Origin of the sequence: Chitinimonas sp. JJ19 (genome assembly GCF_036961565.1) — a bacterium.
Classification (GTDB): domain Bacteria; phylum Pseudomonadota; class Gammaproteobacteria; order Burkholderiales; family Chitinimonadaceae; genus Chitinimonas.
Window position 1 is genome coordinate 25,264 of record NZ_JBAMDD010000011.1, and the last position, 17,615, is coordinate 42,878.

13 protein-coding genes are annotated in these 17,615 nt (G+C 62.8%); 8 read left to right on the forward strand and 5 right to left on the reverse strand.

Annotated elements, in window-relative coordinates; genetic code table 11:
* Nucleotides 1-127 precede the first annotated feature (127 nt).
* From V7714_RS14045 to V7714_RS14060, 4 genes are all read left to right on the forward strand, one after another.
* Complete coding sequence (locus V7714_RS14045; protein WP_290332274.1) at nucleotides 128-400, forward strand: BufA1 family periplasmic bufferin-type metallophore; 273 nt, start codon at nucleotides 128-130, stop codon at nucleotides 398-400.
* 80 nt (nucleotides 401-480) lie between these two features.
* Nucleotides 481-1,311 carry an MNIO family bufferin maturase gene (gene bufB / locus V7714_RS14050; RefSeq protein ID WP_335710304.1) on the forward strand — a complete coding sequence of 277 codons (831 nt, stop codon included), beginning with the start codon at nucleotides 481-483 and terminating at the stop codon, nucleotides 1,309-1,311.
* Complete coding sequence (locus tag V7714_RS14055) at nucleotides 1,308-2,066, forward strand: HvfC/BufC N-terminal domain-containing protein (RefSeq protein ID WP_335710305.1); 759 nt, start codon at nucleotides 1,308-1,310, stop codon at nucleotides 2,064-2,066. Before bufB ends, V7714_RS14055 begins: the two co-directional genes overlap by 4 nt.
* Nucleotides 2,063-2,548: a DoxX family protein gene (locus V7714_RS14060; RefSeq protein ID WP_335710306.1), complete on the forward strand. Its 486-nt coding sequence runs from the start codon at nucleotides 2,063-2,065 to the stop codon at nucleotides 2,546-2,548. The genes V7714_RS14055 and V7714_RS14060 overlap by 4 nt, the downstream gene beginning before the upstream one ends.
* 49 nt (nucleotides 2,549-2,597) lie before the next feature.
* On the opposite strand, the gene V7714_RS14065 is transcribed toward V7714_RS14060, so the two are convergent.
* Together V7714_RS14065 and ppc are read right to left on the reverse strand one after the other, a co-directional pair.
* Entirely contained in the window at nucleotides 2,598-3,056 is a 459-nt protein-coding gene (locus tag V7714_RS14065; protein WP_335710307.1) for a hypothetical protein, read from the reverse strand.
* Nucleotides 3,057-3,141: 85 nt separating this feature from the next.
* Nucleotides 3,142-5,901: a phosphoenolpyruvate carboxylase gene (ppc, locus tag V7714_RS14070; protein WP_335710308.1), complete on the reverse strand. Its 2,760-nt coding sequence runs from the start codon at nucleotides 5,899-5,901 to the stop codon at nucleotides 3,142-3,144.
* 860 nt (nucleotides 5,902-6,761) lie between these two features.
* On the opposite strand from ppc, the gene rfaQ reads away from it, so the two are divergent.
* From rfaQ to V7714_RS14090, 4 genes are all read left to right on the forward strand, one after another.
* On the forward strand, nucleotides 6,762-7,880 hold the full coding sequence (gene rfaQ / locus V7714_RS14075) for a putative lipopolysaccharide heptosyltransferase III (RefSeq protein WP_335710309.1): 1,119 nt from the start codon (nucleotides 6,762-6,764) through the stop codon (nucleotides 7,878-7,880).
* Between the two features lie 323 nt (nucleotides 7,881-8,203).
* Nucleotides 8,204-9,391, forward strand: a complete 1,188-nt coding sequence (locus V7714_RS14080) for an O-antigen ligase family protein (protein ID WP_335710310.1) — start codon at nucleotides 8,204-8,206, stop codon at nucleotides 9,389-9,391.
* 6 nt (nucleotides 9,392-9,397) lie between these two features.
* On the forward strand, nucleotides 9,398-10,207 hold the full coding sequence (locus V7714_RS14085) for a glycosyltransferase family 2 protein (protein WP_335710311.1): 810 nt from the start codon (nucleotides 9,398-9,400) through the stop codon (nucleotides 10,205-10,207).
* Nucleotides 10,207-11,205, forward strand: coding sequence for a glycosyltransferase family 2 protein (locus V7714_RS14090; RefSeq protein WP_335710312.1), 999 nt, complete (start codon nucleotides 10,207-10,209; stop codon nucleotides 11,203-11,205). The genes V7714_RS14085 and V7714_RS14090 overlap by 1 nt, the downstream gene beginning before the upstream one ends.
* 258 nt (nucleotides 11,206-11,463) lie before the next feature.
* Here V7714_RS14090 and V7714_RS14095 read toward each other — a convergent pair whose 3' ends face one another.
* Genes V7714_RS14095 through V7714_RS14105 form a run of 3 tightly spaced genes read right to left on the reverse strand, consistent with a single transcriptional unit; the run spans nucleotide 11,464 to nucleotide 17,610 of the window.
* Nucleotides 11,464-11,706 carry a hypothetical protein gene (locus tag V7714_RS14095; RefSeq protein ID WP_335710313.1) on the reverse strand — a complete coding sequence of 81 codons (243 nt, stop codon included), beginning with the start codon at nucleotides 11,704-11,706 and terminating at the stop codon, nucleotides 11,464-11,466.
* Between the two features lie 50 nt (nucleotides 11,707-11,756).
* A complete protein-coding gene (locus V7714_RS14100) occupies nucleotides 11,757-16,994 on the reverse strand; it encodes a DNA repair ATPase (protein ID WP_335710314.1) in 5,238 nt (1,745 codons plus the stop codon).
* 52 nt (nucleotides 16,995-17,046) lie between these two features.
* Nucleotides 17,047-17,610 (reverse strand): hypothetical protein, encoded by a 564-nt coding sequence (locus tag V7714_RS14105; RefSeq protein ID WP_335710315.1) that lies wholly within the window; start codon nucleotides 17,608-17,610, stop codon nucleotides 17,047-17,049.
* Nucleotides 17,611-17,615 lie beyond the last annotated feature (5 nt).

The window sequence follows — 17,615 nt, forward strand, 5'->3', positions numbered from 1 at the left end:
TGTTCACCCAGCCATGGCAGAATGGTCACACGCAAAGGATGGGGTGTAAGAAAAGCCGGCTCATGCTCGACCAAGGTTCACCGGATCTTCCCCTTAAACACCGTTACACCAAACAGGAGTTACCCAAATGGACAAGAAGCAAGCTCTGATCGCCGGCGCCCTGACCAGCCTGATCGCCCTCGGCCTCTCCTCCGGCGCCATGGCCGACGACAAGGCCGCCAAGGAAAAATGCTACGGCGTAGCCAAGGCAGGCAAGAATGACTGCGCCGCCGCCAACGGCTCCCACAGCTGCGCCGGCCAATCCAAGACCGACAACGACAGCAATGAGTGGAAGTACGTCGCCAAGGGTACTTGCGAAAAAATGGGTGGCAGCACCAAGCCGGGCGAAAAGAAGTCCTAAGCCCAGGCCTTCTGGAATACGCAACGGGCGGTCATACCGCCCGTTTTGCATTGCCACTGCCCATAGCGCATACCACTACCATGCATACCTCCCTTCCCCTCGCAGCCGGCCTGGGACTGCGGCTACCCCATATCCGTGAAGTGATAGACAGCCGCCCCGCCGTGGCCTGGTTCGAGGTGCATCCCGAGAATTATTTTGGCGGCGGTGCCAATCTGGCCGCCCTGCAACGGGTAAGGGCAGACTACCCGCTCAGTCTGCATGGCGTGGGCATGGGCCTGGGGTCGGCGGTGGGGTTGAATGCCGGACACCTGGACCGTTTTCGCGGCCTGATCGACGCGCTGGAGCCCGCCAGCATCTCTGAACACCTGTGTTGGAACCGCACAGACGAGGAATGCTACAACGACCTGCTGCCTTTGCCCTACAGCACCGCCGCGCTGGACTTCATGGTGGAACAGATAGACCGGGCTCAGAACGCACTGGGCCGCCCCCTGCTGATCGAGAACCTGTCGTCCTATGTCAGCCTGGTCGACGATGCCATCCCCGAGGGTGAATTCCTGGCCGAGCTGAGCCGCCGCAGCGGTTGCGGCCTGCTGCTGGATCTCAACAACCTCCATGTCAACGAGCACAATCTCGGACGCAGCGCCCACGCCGCCCTGGCGGCACTGCCACTGCATGCCGTGGGCGAAATCCATATCGCTGGCTTCGAGGAGCGCGACGACGGCCTATGGCTGGACACCCATGGCACCCCCGTGCGCGAAGCGGTCTGGGATCTGCTTGACGCCGCACTGGCCCGTTTTGGCCCCCTGCCCGTGCTGCTGGAACGTGACACCCAGTTGCCGCCGCTGGCCGAGCTGCTGCAGGAAACCGGCCGCGCCCAAGCCGCGCTGGACAGACTGGGAGTACGCCCATGAAACTGGATGAACTACAGCGACGTTTTGCCCAAGCCCTGCACGATGCAGCCGCCGCCCAGGCACTGTTCGGCGCCAGCGCCCACGGTGCCAGCGCCTATGCCAACAACACCCTGTTCAACCGCGCCGACGCCCTGGCCGAGGCCTATCCCATCGTACGCCAGCTGGTGGGCGATGAGTTCTTTGGCGGCATGGCCCGTGCCTATGCCCGCACCACCCCATCCCGCTCGGGCGATCTGAACCGCTATGGTGACGGTTTTGCCGACTTCATCCGCGACTTCCCCCCGGCCCAGGACATACCCTTCCTGGCCGATGCCGCCCGGCTGGACTGGCTGTGCCACCTGGCCTACTACGCCGAGGACAGCCCACCCTTCGATCTGGCGCGCCTGGCCCACGTGCCTGCAGAACAGCATGGCAGCCTGCATTTTCAACTGGCCCCATCCGCCAGCCTGCTGCGCTCGCCCTGGCCCGTCGCCAGTCTGTGGCTGGCGCACCAGCCCGAGGGGGGCGATTTTCCCTCACCCGACCAGGGCGGTGAAATGGCGCTGGCTTGGCGTAACCCACGTAACCGGGTGCAGGTGCGCCGGCTCATGCCTGCCGATCACGCCTTTCTATCAGCCTGTGCCCGCCAGCTCCCCTTGGCCGAAGCACTGGAGTGCGCCATGGATGAAGACATGGAATTTGATTTCGGACTGTCATTGCAGCAGTGGTTGCACGACCAAGTCATCGTCGATTTCAATGAAAGCCCACCACCGTGAACACCCTGCTCGCCCGTAGTCTGCAACTGGGCCGTTGCGCCATCCACCTGACAGACCGCTGGTTCGCCCCAGTAGCCGATCTGGCTGCCCGCCTGTATATCGCCCAGGTATTCTTTTCCGCCGGTCTGACCAAGCTGAATGACTGGGACACCACCCTCTTTCTGTTCACCGAGGAATACCGCGTCCCCCTGCTCCCCCCCAACCTGGCCGCCCTGGGGGGCACCTTCGGTGAGCTGTTCTTCCCTGTGCTGCTGGCACTGGGCCTCGCTGGCCGGCTGGGCGCGCTGGGTCTGTTCGGTGTCAACCTCATGGCAGTCGTCTCTTACTGGCATGTGCTGGGCACACCCGAACAAGCAGCCGGCTTGACTCACCACCTCGTCTGGGGCTTGCTGCTGGCAGGCCTGATGGCCCACGGCCCAGGCAAGCTGTCGCTCGATGCCCTGATACAGCATCGCTGGCCCAATCTCGGCAAGGCTGCCTGAAACCAGGCCGTACACGCCCGCTCACGGCACCGCAGACTGGATCAACGGCTCAGTATTGTGGTGCCAACGGCTGCACCCGCTCGCGGTTGCCCAGGTTCCATTTGGCGCAGTACCACTTGGTCTGCTGATTGTTGGTGCCCACCAGAACCGACAGGGTATCGCTGACATAGCGCAGTCCATCCACCGTCTGCACCGGTTTGAAAGCCACCCTGAGGTTTTGCTCCAGCGTGCGCTTGACCTCCTCCACCGGCTGGGCAATCAGCACCCCCAGCATCAGCGCACGGCTGGTGTCGACATTGGTGAAGATTTCCACCGTACTGGCCCCACCCAGCTGCGCCCCCTGTGAGCTCCACCAGCGTGCCTCGCCCCAATCGCGGATGCTGGTCTGCAGGTGCTTGTCGAAATAGCTTTGCCAGAACGCCGTGCTCCAGTCCGAGCGGCACAGCAGGGCTGACTCCACCTTGTCGTTGAAATCAGTAGGCAGTGCCCTTGCCGGTAAAGCAGCCATCACCACCAACACCCAAAGGGCTGACAGCCTGGTGATGCTCAACCGGTGGCGCGGGCTGCGCCCACGCCGCCGGCACACAGCCGGCTCAGCCGCTGTTGCGCAGGCCGGCCGCAATACCGTTGATGGTGAGATGTATCGCATACAGCACATCCTCGCTCTCGTCGCCCTCGCGGAACCGCTTGATCAGGTCCACCTGTATATGGTTCAGCGGGTCCAGATAGGGTAGCCGGTTCTTCAGGCTGCGCGCCAGCAGCGGGTTATCACCCAGCAACTCCTTGTGGCCGGTGATGGCCAGCACCGCATCGACCGCCCGCCGCCATTCAGCCTTGATGCGGCCAAAGATGCGCGCCGCAATATCGGCATCCTTTACCAGCGTGGCATAGCGGCTGGCGATCTGGATGTCACTCTTGGCCAGCACCATCTCCATATTGCTGATGGTGGCCCGGAAGAAGGGCCAGTCACGGTACAGGGCAGCCAGCTCTTCAATCGCCGCTTCACCGCGTTCGCGGCGGTAGTCCTCGATGGCGGTACCAAACCCGTACCAGCCTGGCAGCATCAAACGGCTTTGCGCCCAGGAGAACACCCAGGGTATGGCGCGCAGATCGGCAATGCTGTTGGTAGCCTTGCGTGCCGCCGGACGGCTGCCAATATTGAGCTTAGCGATCTCCGAAATCGGCGTCGCTTCCCGGAAATAGGTAATGAACTCCGGTGTGGCATAGACCAAGTCGCGGTACTCACGGTAGGCCATGCCCGACAGCCGCTCCAGCAGATCCAGCCGCTCCGGCGTATCGGCCTGCAATGCCTGCTCGGGTGGAAAGCTGGCGCTCAAGGTGGCAGCCAACAGGGTTTCCAGGTTGCGGCGACCCACCTCGGCATCGGAGTATTTGGCGGCAATGATTTCGCCCTGCTCGGTAATCCGTATCTGCCCCGCCACCGAACCCGCCGGCTGCGCCAGAATGGCCTCGTAGCTGGGGCCACCACCACGGCCCACCGAACCACCACGGCCATGGAACAGCCGCATCTGTATACCCGCCTGGCGGAACACCTCCACCAGCTTGACCTCCGCCTTGTACAGCTCCCAGTTGGAGGTCAGGTAGCCGCCATCCTTATTGCTGTCGGAGTAGCCGAGCATGATCTCCTGCACATTGCCACGGCTGGCCAGCAACTGGCGCCAGGCAGGCAGGCCGAACAGCTCGCGGACAATGCTGTCGCTGCCACGCAGGTCAGGTATGGTCTCGAACAGCGGAATGATGTTGACGGCGGCAAAAGGCTGGGGCGACAGCGCCACCAGGCCAACCTCCTTCAACAGCACCGCCACCTCCAGCAGGTCAGACACACTGGTGGCGTTGGAGATAATGTAGTTGGGCAAAGCCGCTGCGCCATATTTGGCATGCACCTGCGCCGCCGTGCGGGCTATGGCCAGTTCCTTGGCCGTTTCCTCGCTGTATTGAACATAGGGCGTCACCAGCAGACGGGCACTGGCCAACTCACGCAGCAGCACGGTACGCCGCGCAGCCTCATCCAGTGCCAGGTAGTCCTCCAGCCCTGCCTTCTGGAACAGCTCGGCCACCAAGCGCTCATGCACGCCGCTGTGCTGGCGCATGTCCAAGGGTGCCAGATGAAAGCCAAACACCGTGACCGCCCGTATCAGCCGGCGCAGCCGGCCACTGGCCAGCAGGGCAGAGCCATGGCTGGCCAGCGACGTGGCAATGGCCTGCAGATCAGCAACCAGGTCGGCGGCGCAGGCATAGGGAGCCGCCCCTTCGAATGGCAGTATCTCGCCCCGGAACTTGCCCAGCAGGTGGGCCGTCGCCAGGATGCGCTGGCGTATCGCCGCCATGGCCTGCCGGTAGGGTTCTTCTGCCCGGCTGATGGGCTGGTCGGGCGAGCCCGCCGCAATCAGCCGCACCGCCTCGCTCACCGTCACCAGGCGGGACGACAGGCTCAGCTCGCCCTCCAGCTTGGTGGCTTCCTCAAAATAGAAATCAAACGCCACGGCCGCCTGGCGGGCCACCGCATGCAGGGTCACCTCCGGGGTCACAAAGGGGTTGCCGTCGCGGTCACCGCCTATCCAGCAACCCACATGCATAAAGGTCGGCAAGGTCACCGGCGCACCCGTCAGCGCGGAAAGCCTGTCCTCCAGCTCGATATAGATGCGCGGCAGCTGCTTCAGGAAGGTCGAACGGAAATAACTCAGCCCATTCTCGATCTCGTCCTTGACCGACAGCTTGAACGCCCGGATTTCGCGGGTCTGCCATAGCGTCAGCACCACCCGCTGCAGCGCGATCTGATTCTCTTCCAGCTCCTCCGGCGTCAAGGCCTGCCGATCCCGCATAGTCAGGGTACGGGCGATGGTGCGCTCGCAATCGAGCTGGGTCTTGCGCTGTACTTCGGTGGGGTGCGCCGTCAGCACCGGCGCAATCAGGGTAGCGGCCACCATATTCTTGATGGCCTCGGCCGAGATACCGCGCGCCACCAGCGCATCCAGCGAGTGCGCCAGGCTGCCACGCTGCGGCTGGCTGCCTTGCATGCGGTGGTAACGGCGGCGGCGATTGTGATGCAGGTCTTCTGCAATATTGGAGAGATGCGAGAAATAGCTGAATGCCCGTGCCAAGGCCACGGTGTTGTCATGCGACAGGGTAGCCAGGGTGGTGGCCAGTTCGTCTGCCGCTGTGGAGTCCGCCTCCCAGACAAAACGCACAGCCAGCTCGCGCACCGCCTCAATCTGTTTCAAGGTGTCCTCGCCGGTTTCGGTCCGTATGGTATCGGCCAGCAGGCGGGCAAGCAGATCGAGATCCTGCTCCAGCGGCAGGTCTTTGGCAGCGGCGTTGTCGTAAAGGGCCATGGCGAGTCTCGTGTCGGTGGGGATGCTACGGTGCGATAGCGAGAGTAAAGGACTCACACCGTGTAGGGAATTGTAGTCGAACTACATAAAGGAAAATCCTCTGCTTTGCCGTTTTTCTACCACCCAAGCGCAACAAAGCCCGCATGAGAGCGGGCTTTGTTGCGCACCGGCGTAGGTTTCCTGCTTCGTAGCAAGGGCTACACAGCGTCTACACGTCCTAAAGCGCCTGCAACTACGCAATCCCCGGCGCCAGCTTTGCTGGACTCGCCGGGCTGATGTGCACCTTTTCGGCCAGCGTGACGGACCTTCCAGTTGCGACTGGCCGTGGAGATGCCGACGCCTACCGAGATGTAAGCTTGGTTTGACCGTTTTCAGAAGCCGCAGGGCCTTTCCTTGGGACTCTCCCCCAAGACGCTGGCTACTGAATCGGCAGCGGCCCGCTTTTCAGACCTGTATCAATTCTGCCAAAATGTGCATAGTCACGATGTCTTGGCGCGCCCAACGGCGAACCTGGCGCAAGTTATTGCGGATCGATTGAGGCAATGGCAGGCGAGGTTCTCTGCGGGGCAATAACAACCTGATCGGTCGTTGGGGATGGGAAATGCGTATCCACAAATGTTTGGACAGAGAGCAATGTTGATATTGTCATCGAGCTGAGCTCAACCCACGACAAGAACGCCTCCCGCCGCAAGCGCTTGCGTAGCACCCCTTTCTCTTGCTGATCAACGCCATGCAACTGAAAGACATTTATTGCCGTATCCACGGCCATACGCATCAGCTCACGGTGGACTGCCGTTCAGACCTGGCGGGCCTGGCAATGTACCCGCCCCCGGCACTACCCCATCCAGCGAGACCTCCCCTTGACCGCCCCTCCTTACCGCCGCGCCCTCGTCATCAAGCTTCAGCATCATGGTGATGTGCTACTGACCAGTCCGGTGATCAGCACCCTGGCTGCAGCGGGCGTGGAGGTGGATGCCTTGGTCTTTGAAGAAACCAAGCCCATGCTGGCCGGACATCCAGCGCTGTCCCGGCTGTTCGGCATTACCCGTAAGGGGCACAAGGCCTATGGGCTTTTGGGTTGGCTGAGGGCGGAATGGCAGCTGCTAAGGGCGCTACGGGCTCGCGAATATGATCTGGTGGTACACCTGACCAAACGCAGGCGCGGTGCCTGGCTGGTACGATTGCTGCGGCCACGCGTGTCGGTGGCACCCGATGCCCTGCCCGACCGCTTCTGGCGCAAAAGCTTCACCCATCGCTATTTCGAATTGCAAGGCGAGCGGCATATGATCGAGGTGCACCTCGATGCCGTGCGCCACATTGGGGTGCAACCCACCGAAGCCAGCCGCCGGCTGACCCTGGCGCTGGAGCCTGAAACAGTAGCGAGCGTCCGCGCCTTATTGGCTGAAGCCGGCCTTGCACCTGGAGGGTATATCCACGTCCACCCCACCTCGCGCTGGATGTTCAAAGCCTGGTCAGCCGAGAAGATGGCCGCGGTGATCGACACCCTCACAGCTGCCGGCGAGCAGGTAGTGCTCAGCGCCAGCCCCAGCGCGGACGAAATGGCGATGATCCACGCGATCAATGCCCGCTTGCAGCGCCCCGTTTTGGATTTGAGTGGCAAGCTCACACTCAAGCAGCTTGGTGCGCTGATCGCCGATGCCAAGCTATGGTTCGGGCTGGATTCCGCCCCCATGCATATGGCTGCGGCGCTGGGCACACCGACCGTAGCCATCTTCGGCCCAACCGGTGAGTGCAAATGGCGGCCTTGGCATGTTCCCCATCGGATAGTGGCCGCACCCGAGTATTTATGCCGACCCTGCTTCCGCGCCGGCTGTGGCGATGGCCTCGTCAGCGACTGCCTGGAAAGCCTGCCGGTGGAAGCCGCCCTGCGCGCCATTCGCGAATTAGGCGAAGAAGTGGGGCGGCCTATCGCCCTGGCTCCGGCGGTGATACGGCTAATGCCTCGCAGTGACTGCTGATCCGGTCATTTGAAGCGCAAGCGCGAGCCCTTACACCGGCCTGGTCGACATATTCAATACGGACACCCCCTTAAGCAACCCATAAAAATCAAACACTTAAACATCAAATCCAGACTGCCGCATGAGATAACTGGCAAAAGACATGCCCCGCAGGTCGATGGTAGACTGCACGCCAGTCCGTGTCTTAGCGTCGTGCCCCCTGGCACACATCGCGGTCCGCCAGCCGGTGGCGCGTATTCCTTGCGATTCCATCCCGCCTCATGCCTATAACGGAACACCCAACTCAGCCGGTGCAGCCCCAATCTGCGCACGCTCCCTCCCGATTGCACGCCTTCTCCTCTCAAGCACTTGCCGGCACGGCTACGCTGGCGCTGTTCAGTTTTGTCGCCGCCATGCCGCTCAGCGCCAACAGCCGGGTCGGACTGGTCTTGCTTGCCTGTATCGCCCTAGGGCTATGCCTTGCACAACCCCGACGCATGCTGGGCTTGCTTGACCCGCCCGACCATGCCCCCATGCTGGCGGCTGGAGCCCTCGCTAGCTGGTATTTGGTGCTGGCGGTCAACTGGCAAGCCAGTGCTCCGGCTATGGATGCGCTGCGTTTGCTGCTCAGCTGCGCCTTGCTGCTCCTTGCTCGGCGGCTACGTATCAGTTCCGACGCCTTGTGGCTGGCTTGTTGCGTGGCCGCCATCATCCTTGGTGCGCAAAGCGCTTGGCAGGCCTTGGTGCAAGGTTTACCAAGGGCTCAGGGCGTGTACTTTCACAATATCGTCGGTGCGCTGGGCGCCATCTTTGGTCTCCTGCCCTGGTTGGCAAGACCTGCACACTGGCAGCGGGGCTGGCGACGTTCGCTGTTGTGGCTTGGGCTCATCGGCGGCATCGTAGCGGCCCTGTTCTCATCGTCACGCATGGCCTGGATCACCATTGTTGTGCTGTTACTGGCATCTTTGCGGCGCGAGCAACGCGTAGGCGGAATCGTGCTGGGCGGGCTATTGCTGGCCCTGGTCACCGGCTTTTCCCCCTTGGTGCAGGATCGTTGGCAAAGCCTGTTTAACGACCTGGCTCGCTACCATAACGGCGACGTCGTCACCTCCGTGGGCATGCGCTTTGAGATGTGGCGGGCCAGCGCCGAGAGTATCTTGACCCATCCATGGCTGGGCGTAGGCCCCGATGGCTTCGTGGCGCTGATGCGCACCGGGGTCGAGCAAGGTCGCTGGCCGGCTGCCATGGCCCAACACACCCATGCCCACAATGAATTTCTGCATGCCTGGGTGACGGGGGGGCTAGCCAGTATGCTGGGGCTGATGGCGCTCCTGTATTATGCATGGCGGGCCAGCCGCCGGCTCGAAGCCGCCAATCCGGCGCAAGCCGCTGCCGCCCGGGGGGCACGGGCCATCATCCTGCTGCTGGTACTGCTAGGGCTGAGCGAGACTACGCTCATCTATGGTGGCATTTTCAACCTGTACCTGGTCTGCCTGTTCCTCTGCCTGGGCTGGGCCGGTCGCGATTGCTGAGCGTCTATGCACTACCAAATCGTTATTCCCGTCCTCAATCAGCTGCAATACACCCAGCAATGCGTGGACACACTCCTGGCACAAGGGGTCGCCCCAAGCACACTGCTGATTATCGACAACGGCAGCACCGACGGCACGCCGGCCTGGCTGGACAGCCGTCCAGACCTGCCCAGCCTGCGTAATCCGGTCAATCTGGGCTGCGGCGGGGCCTGGACTCAGGGTGCCTTGGTGGGCGACAGCCCATGGGTGGTGTTGCTGAACAACGATGTGGTGTTTGGTCACGACGCCATCGGGCGCAGCCTGGCCGCTGCCGAACGCAAGGGGCTGGACGTAGTGAGCCCGGCTTTGGTCGAAGGTGAGCTGGATTATGACCTGACCGCCTTCAGTGAGCGCTTCGGCCACGAGATGGCCGGCCAGCAGCGCGAAAACTTCTTCCATGGTGTCTGCTTTGCCGTGCGACGCCAAGTGTTCCATCGCCTGGGCTTTTTCGATACCGACCGTGATCTGGGCGGTCGCGAGGATACCGAGTTTCTGTTTCGCTGCCGCCGCCATGGCGTGGCGATGGCCATGGTGGGCGATGCCGTGCTGCACCATTATGGCTCCATCACCCAGAAGGCCATGAAGCTGGAACAAGGCGTGAGGGAGTTTGGCGATCACCGCTATCTGTATGGCAAGTTGGGGCTCAGCTGGCTGGGCCGCCAACGGTTCAAACATCAGCGCCGCCAGCGCGAGCGGCAATGGCGGAATGCCGAACTGACCGCACACGGCATGACCCTGCATATGGATCGCCGAGGCGGTGACTGGGTTTACCGTTGATGGCGGACGGTACACCTCGCCTCTCGATGCTGCTGATTGCCTACAATCAGGCCGGCACCATTGCCGATGCGATCGCAGGCGCTTTGGCCCAAGACTACGCGAATCTGGAAATCATCCTGTCGGATGACGCCTCCAGCGACGAGACCTGGCAGCTCATGCAGCAGGCGGTGCGTGACTACCGTGGCCCACACCGCATCGTGCTGAACCGCAATCCCAGCAATCTGGGCATAGGCGCACATCTGGATAGAGCAACGCGACTCAGTAGCGGTGAACTCCTGCTGGTAGCAGCCGGCGACGATGTGTCGCTACCGCAGCGGGCCAGTCTTTGTGCCTCCGCCTGGGTGGCGGCAGGGTGCCGGCCCGATCTGATCGCTGGCAGTCTGATTGCCATGGATGCGGACGGCAGCAGGCAGGAGAGCATTAGCCCCGATCAGTTGGCCACTTACCGCAATGCCGCCGACTGGCTAGCGCGGCCACCCTTGGTTATCGGCGCTGCCCAGGCCTGGACCCGGCGCTTGTTCGATCGGCATGGCGGGCTACCCAGTGGGGTGGTCTACGAAGATCTGGTGATGGTGTTCCGTGCCATCGTCGGCGGTGGCGCCATCACGCTTGATCAGCCGCTGGTGCGTTACCGACGCGGCGGCTATTCAGCCAAGCAAGCAAGCCTTAGCGCTGCTGACGTGGCCCGTCGCCTGCTGCGCGGCGCGCGTGGCGCCTTGGTCGAGATTCCCCTCCTGTTGCAAGCAGCGCAACTGGCTGGGCAGGAAGCGGCTGTGGCCAGTGCCTTTGCCGCCAAGCTGCGCCGCGAAGGCTTTATCCACGACATGCTCACCGCCGGCAATCAGGCTCAGCGCCTGCGCCTGTTTGTCACCACACCAGGCGTGCCGCTAGCGGTGCGGCTGCGCCTATTGGCTTACGCGGCATTCCCCTGGGTACTGGCTCCCTGGTTTGCTGCCAAGCGTTGGCGGGCACGGCGCAAAGGCGCAAAAGTCTCTTGATACGGGCAGATAAAGCTTGAACCTGGCCGGACTGGTATTCGACGTACCGCCCGGCTCAAATTCACAGCGCCCAGCCAGCAGCGCGGACGCACATGCGCTGCAACTGGGCTCGCATTCCATCGCAGCCGGCTCACGTTGTCTGCGATTCACACCGTGTAGGGAATTGCCGTCAAACTACTTACCGGAAACTCTCCGCGTTGCCGTTTTACTACCACTCAGGCGCAGGCTTCCTGCTTCGTAGCAAGGGCGACACAGCGTCTAGATGTCGTATAGCGCCTTCAATTGCGCAACCCTCGGTGCCAGCTCCGCGGCCTCGCCCGGCTGCAGCAGGCTGATGATACGGGCCAGTACCCGCTTCTCGTTGTCGTCCAACTTACCGTCGCGCAAGGCGATGGTCAGTATCTGGTCGAACTCGGCTAGGTCCAGCTTGCCATCGTTGCCAAAGCAGCTGATGGATCGAAAGCTCATTTCCAGGTAATCGCGTGCTTCGTCTTGACTCATGTTTCTTCCTTTTAGGTAGGGGGTTTAGTCTGGGTCGGCAATATGTGCCGTCAAATCGGTATTTCATCGGTAGCGGGCGGTGGCTCGCTGCTGCGTGGCTTCAGCTGCAGCTTGCCGGCGCCTACCTTGCTGGCGATGGCCTGTAACTGTTCGTTGAGCAGTTGCACCCTGTCCCATATATCGTGGTCCAGCCTTATCTTGTGGTTCATGGCGCTGACCACCGGCACCAGCCCGGTATCGAACGATTGCGCCATGCGCTTGACCGTTTCGGACAAATCCCCCAGGTCTGGCGGAGCCACCTGCACCGTGGTCTGCTGCGCCGCCATGGCTGCGCCCAGGCCAGCCAGGGCGGCCTGCACGCCCTCGGCCCATTGCGGGGCGTGGCCGGCCTGCAGGGCTAGGTGTATCTCGCCCAACTGCCCGGTGATATGCGACAGCTGGGTAGCCAGCTTGCTGGCGCCATCGGCCTCGTCGCCACCGGTACGCTTGATATGCTGGTAATCACGCTTGATCTGGGCCCAACGCTCCGCTTCGGCGGCAGACATGCCACCACGCAGCTCAGCCAAGCGCAGCAGGTTTTCCTCGGCACCGGCGGTCAACGTCTGCGCCTCGCCCTGGTAGTGGTCAGCCAACAACTGGGCCAGTTCGGCTTCGCTCTGCAGGGCATTCACCTTTTCTGCCAGCTTGGCCATATTGCGGTAGCTACCCTGCAGCTTGAAGGCTGGCTCTGTGCGATAGGCATCAGCCTGGGCGGCCGAGGCGATATAGCTGGCGTTGACCTTCATCACCGTATCGCGCAAGCGTAACAAGCGCTGCAACACCCCTACGATCTCACTGATCTCGGCCTGGCCGTAGGGATGGGAAAGCGCCGACGGCGGTATCTCTTCACCGGCCGCCATGCGCAGAAAGCGATGCAAGTCATCCGGGTCACGGTTGGCCAGCGGCGCCAGTGCCGGGTTGCTGGTCAGGCAGTTCTCGATATAGCTGAGGGCAAACAACTCCTCCTTGCCGCCCAGCACATCGCCCAGATTGTAGATGTCCGCCCGGTTGGCCAGCATATCGGGAATCTTGAATACATCGCCCGACTCGGTATAGGGGTTACCTGCCATGACAATGGCGAACTTCTTGCCGCGCAGGTCACAGGTGCGGGGCTGGCCATTCCATACGCCGTCGATGCGGCGGGTAGCATCGCACAGGCTGATGAACTTCTGCAGGAAGGCCGGGTGGGTATGCTGGATGTCGTCCAGGTAGAGCATCACGTTATTGCCCATCACCAGCGCCAGATTCAGCTTTTCCAGCTCCTGCCTGGCGGTGACATCAGGTGCATCAGCCGGGTCGAGCGAGCTGACCTCGTGCCCCAGCGAAGGGCAGTTGATACGCACGAATACCAGCCCCAAGCGGTTGGCCAGATATTCCATCAAGGTGGTCTTGCCATAGCCTGGCGGTGATATCAGCAGCAGCAAGCCCATCTGGTCCACCCGGCGGCTATCGCCTACCGTCCCTATCTGCTTGGCAAAGTTCGCACCTACCAGAGGCAGATAGACTTCCGAGATCAGCTTGTTGCGCACAAAGCTGCTCAGCGGCTTGGCCTGGAAATCCTTCAAACGCAGCCGCTCCCGCTCACGTCCCAGCAGTTCGCCACGCAGTGCCTGGTACTGCTCGAAGCCTGGCAACACCTGCTCCACATGGTGGCGCAGGCGCTGGGCGAAATCATCCAGGGTCAGCCGCAAGCGGCCGTCCTGCAGGCGGGGATGCTGGCCCAGCAAACCTGTCACCTCCACCTCCAGCACAGCGTTGACGCGCTGCCTGGGCAGATCAGCCAGCAGTACGGCAGCGGCCTCAGCCACAAAATGGGCAGAGCCGCCATGGCGCCGGACATAGCCCTGCAACCAGGACTGCACCGCACGCCAACGCTGTGCCAGGCCTGCATGCCCCAAGGCATCGCGCCAGTCGCCAAAATGGCCGCGCTCGGTCAGGGTGCGCACAAAAGCCTGCGCCAGGTCGTCAGCCGCTGCCGAGAGCACAAACTGCAGCACTGTCTGGCCTAGCTCCTCGGCAAGGTAGCTGGCCACCAGCACGGCAGCCGGCAGTTGGTCGGCCGCCTCAAAGCCTGCCTGCTGCTGCCAACGCTCCAGCTGTTCGGCCAGTTCAGCCACCAACTGCTGCTGGGCGCCGCGCTCGTCGAACTCGCCCAGCAGCAAGCTGGCCTGACGCGCACGCAAGGCCAGGGCATGTTGATGGGCCTCGTCCAGGCTGGCCCAGAACAACTGGGCAACAGCCCGGATCCGGGGCGGGATGGCCAGTGTACCGGCGGCTGTGCGCATGGGTAGCAAGTCCGCCAGCAGGCGGCTGGCATCCTCGTCATGCACGCCCTTCTGGTAACCCTCCTGATAGCGGGGGGCAGCAAAGGTCTGCACCTTCTGCAACAGGGTGCCTTCCAGCGCAGCCACATCCAACTGGTTATTACTCAGGCCCTCGCGCCCCTGCTCCGCCGCGCGCAGCAGCTGCCAGGCCAGGAATTCTGCACGGTACACATCCGGGCTCTCGGATGGCAGTGCCAGCCCCCAAAAGGGGCGCAGCCCGGCCAGCCGGTCATCTGCAACCGGTTCGGTATAGTCTGTCCCACTGAGGTGGACACATAGCGTGTCGTCCCGCACAGCCAATGCCAGCTCCAGCGCCTGCTGGCTGACACTGAATCGATGCTTGCCCAGCCGTATCAGCTTGCCGCCATCCTCAAAGATGTCAGCCTGATCGCGCAAGGCGCGCACCGACTGATCCTGGGCCGACTTGAGCTGCCCTTCCAACTGGTCGGCACTGACGTTGTCGCCCGCGCCACGCAGGCTGGCGATCAATTCACGCAGCTTGAGTACCAATTGGTCGGCCGCGAAATAGGTCTGCAGCGCAGTGGCATCGGCGAACTTGCCTATCTTCTTGGCGATGCCGGCCGCCAGCCGGTCTGCCGCCGCCTTCAGGCTGCCGAGTTTCTGCTGCCGCTCTGCCAACAGGCCCTGGCGCTTGGCTTCAAAGGCCTCGAATACCGCCTCGCGCTTGCCCAGGATATCGCCCAGGAAGGCCTCATGCTCGCCAAAGCGGCCTTCCAGCTCCTCCAGCTGACCCACCAGCCTGGCCAATTGCTCATCGCAGGCTTCCGGCGTTGCCGCCAGGTTGAGGCCATTGTCCAGGCTCTGACCAAACAGCTTGAGCTGGGCACCGAATTCCGCCTGGGCCTCGGCCACACCCAACTGCTTCTTGCGGTTGCCGGCCTCGGCACGCAACTGGTTGACCCTGGCATAAACCGTGGAAATGGCATCCAGCAACCGCGTGCGCAGCACTGCGTCGCCCACCTTGAGCGCCCCCAGGGTTTCGGTCAGCAGATCCAGGCTGTCACCCACATCGTCCAGCGCGCTCAGCAGCGGCGCCAGCTGTGCAACGGTAGCCGCACCCGGCACCTTGCTGGCAATCTCGGCCAGTTGGGCATCAAACGCCGCCAATGCTGCCGGCTCCGACAGGAAGCGCACCGCCCCTTCGCCCAGCAGGTCCTGCTCGCGTGCCAGGATGGCATCCAGCTCGGCAATCCGGGCCGTATCGATATAACGCAGGTCTTTCAGCGTCAGCAGCTTGCCTCTTGCCTGCCGCAGGCGATCCAGCAACTCGGTAAATTGGCGCGGGTGCTGCCAGATAGTGCGCTTGATCTCGGCCACCAGTGCCGCCTGATTGGCCTCAGCCTCGGCGATGGCCTGTGCGGCCGTGCGGCGGTATTGCTCAACCTTGTCGAACTCGTCCAGCATCAGTCTGGCTGTATGGGCCAGCTGTTTCAGGCCCTCCGCCAGATCGACTTCCGGTGTGGTCAGCCAGAAATAGCCATCCACCACGCGGCGCGCACGCTTTTCCAGGTCTTCATACATGGCGCGTGCCGGGGCCGATGCCTGTGCGGCGCGGGCCAGCCCAAACAGCTCGGCAATGCCGCGCACCAGCTCGCCATTGCCCAGCTTGCCCAGAAAGCTCTGCTTCTCTGTCGCGCCAGCCGCATGCTCGTCGGTATGAAAAGGCGTATCCCACAGCTGCATGGGATGCAGCCTGACCGGTTCGTCGGCATCGACCGAAAACGCCAGCATGCGCCCATCGGCATACAGGGCATAACCATGGCCGACGATGGGATTGGCCAGGCGCTTGTGTATCAGGTTGTAAGGAAACAGACCGTAGCGGCCCGCCTCCAGATTGCAGAAGACATACAGCACATCCTCGCCATTGGGCGAGCGGATAAGCCGGTCGAATCCCATGCCGGCGCAGTCAGGGCCGAAGTCCTTGTACTCGCCGCTGGCCAAGTAGATGCCGCCGGGGAAGATGATGCCCTGATCCTCGGGCAGGCTGATGCAGGCCTGGCCCAGGGCATCGATACGCTGCACCGAGCGGGTACGGGGGTTGAAGACCAGGTAACGGTAAGCAGCCTCCCGGTATGGCCGTATCTTCAGCAGCAGCACGCCGCCCGCGCGGGCGTACTGGATGTCGGCATCCATCAGGGATTGGGTGCTGTCCTCCACCGGCTCGCTATAGATGCCCAGGCCGGTCTCGGTATTGTTTTCCACCTTGATGGTCAGGTCGCCCCCCACCGTCTCGACAAACACGGTATCGAGAACATTGACGTGAGGATGGCGCCCCAGCACATGCTGCTCACGGGTGGTGGCCTGCCACTCAAAATCATGGCTGGGTGGCAGAGCCATATCGCGCTCACCGCGATTGTCGATGTAACTGGCACTGCCATCGACCGCCAGCTCCCAGCGGAACACCCGCAGGTTCTGCATGCTGGGGCCGGTCTTGAATGCCGCCAGCAGCTTGCCATTGACCAGCCGCAGTTGCAGCAGGCTGGCCTCCTTGTAATAGCCATACAGCTCGCGAAAATCCTGCTCGAAGCGAGCGTCAGCCAGCAGGCTGTCCGCCAGCGGCAGTGCCTCCAGCTCGGGGCCATCGGCCGACTCTGCCAGACGGTAGAGGCCGAACACATCGCTGATGCGGGTCTCCTGTTTCAGCCCCAGGAACACGTTGTAGCCAAACAGCAGGGTATCGCCCACCCGGACGATGTCGCGGGCGGTGCAATTGCTTTCGGTCCGGGCCCGCACCCTGGCAGCCAGGGCCAGCCTGGATTCGCCAAACTCGGCCAGGCGTGCCGTATTGAGCGCCTCGGTCTTGCCCTCCAACTCGCGGCCCTGCTTGGCCAGGCGGCCCTTTACCAGCTCATAGCCGCCGCTCTCCGCCACCTGCAGGTCGGTTTCTTGGTCTGTGGTCTGCATCGGTACTCAATCATGGCGCAGGGCAGCCTTGCCGCCCTGCGCGGTTTCTGGATCAATGGTTCTTGCTGTCATCGCGGCTCAGGTAGGCCAACAGCTCGGCACGGTTGGGCTGGCTGTCGAGCCACTGCCTCAGCCGCACAGCTTCCTGGTAGACCGCCTCGCCCAAGCGGCTGCGCCAGGCCGATTCCCGGTGGGCCACAGCCTCCGCCTCGCGCACCCGTCGCTGCCACTGCGCTGACACCACCTCATCCAGCACGCCATCGTAGCCATACTGGCTCAGGGCAGCCCACTCATTCCCATCCAGCCAGACATGCTGGCAGGCAGCGCAATGGTCCAGCCGGAACGGCAGCCCGGCCGCCACCCGCAGGCGGTTCATCAAACGTTGGCAGTGCGGGCAGGCCGCCGCCTGCGCCACCTCGGCGGCGACATCCTCGCCACCCACCACCACCGGTTCGGGCTTGCCCACAAGCTGGCGTCTGGCACGCCAGCTGCGCCAGCCCTCCATGGCCAGCCAGCTACCGTGGCATTGGGCACAGCTATCGGCCTTTAGGCCGGGGCTCAGTTCGGTCGTTGCCAACACTTGGTCGCTGCAACGTATGCAATTGGTCACCATCATCAGCA

Bases quoted from the DNA above. Each gene is read 5' to 3' on its own strand.
- V7714_RS14045 (WP_290332274.1), top strand. From the start codon at position 128: ATGGACAAGAAGCAAGCTCTGATCGCCGGCGCCCTGACCAGCCTGATC.
- bufB (WP_335710304.1), top strand. From the start codon at position 481: ATGCATACCTCCCTTCCCCTCGCAGCCGGCCTGGGACTGCGGCTACCC.
- V7714_RS14055 (WP_335710305.1), top strand. From the start codon at position 1,308: ATGAAACTGGATGAACTACAGCGACGTTTTGCCCAAGCCCTGCACGAT.
- V7714_RS14065 (WP_335710307.1), bottom strand. From the start codon at position 3,056: ATGGCTGCTTTACCGGCAAGGGCACTGCCTACTGATTTCAACGACAAG.
- ppc (WP_335710308.1), bottom strand. From the start codon at position 5,901: ATGGCCCTTTACGACAACGCCGCTGCCAAAGACCTGCCGCTGGAGCAG.
- V7714_RS14085 (WP_335710311.1), top strand. From the start codon at position 9,398: ATGCACTACCAAATCGTTATTCCCGTCCTCAATCAGCTGCAATACACC.
- V7714_RS14090 (WP_335710312.1), top strand. From the start codon at position 10,207: ATGGCGGACGGTACACCTCGCCTCTCGATGCTGCTGATTGCCTACAAT.
- V7714_RS14095 (WP_335710313.1), bottom strand. From the start codon at position 11,706: ATGAGTCAAGACGAAGCACGCGATTACCTGGAAATGAGCTTTCGATCC.
- V7714_RS14100 (WP_335710314.1), bottom strand. From the start codon at position 16,994: ATGCAGACCACAGACCAAGAAACCGACCTGCAGGTGGCGGAGAGCGGC.
- V7714_RS14105 (WP_335710315.1), bottom strand. From the start codon at position 17,610: ATGATGGTGACCAATTGCATACGTTGCAGCGACCAAGTGTTGGCAACG.